Below are 615 nucleotides of genomic sequence, written 5' to 3' on the forward strand. Positions count from 1 at the left end.
TGGCTGCTTCTAAGCCAACATCCTAGCTGTCTATGCCTTCCCACATCGTTTACCACTGAGCGATAATTTAGGGACCTTAGCTGGCAGTCTGGGTTGTGTCCCTCTCCACAAGGGATGTTAGCACCCACTGTGTGTCTCCCATGATAATACTTTCCGGTATTCGGAGTTTGCATCGGGTTGGTAAGTCGGGATGACCCCCTAGCCGAAACAGTGCTCTACCCCCGGAAGTAAATTACATGAGGCGCTACCTAAATAGCTTTCGGGGAGAACCAGCTATCTCCAAGCTTGATTAGCCTTTCACTCCGACCCACAGCTCATCCCCATCTATTGCAACAGATGTGGGTTCGGCCCTCCAGTCAGTGTTACCTAACTTTCAGCCTGGCCATGGGTAGATCGCCTGGTTTCGGGTCTATACCCTGCGACTTGACGCCCTATTAAGACTCGGTTTCCCTACGCCTCCCCTATTCGGTTAAGCTTGCCACAGAATATAAGTCGCTGACCCATTATGCAAAAGGTACGCAGTCACCCTAAAAAGGGCTCCCACTGCTTGTACGTACACGGTTTCAGATTCTATTTCACTCCCCTCACAGGGGTTCTTTTCACCTTTCCCTCACG

The 615-nt window shown here is 50.9% G+C and carries 1 rRNA gene; it reads right to left on the reverse strand.

Annotation, left to right across the window (positions count from 1 at the left end):
* Nucleotides 1-615 (reverse strand): 23S ribosomal RNA (locus FK268_RS25915); the annotation flags it as partial.

Source organism: Tsukamurella sputi (assembly GCF_007858445.1).
Lineage (GTDB): Bacteria > Actinomycetota > Actinomycetes > Mycobacteriales > Mycobacteriaceae > Tsukamurella > Tsukamurella sputi.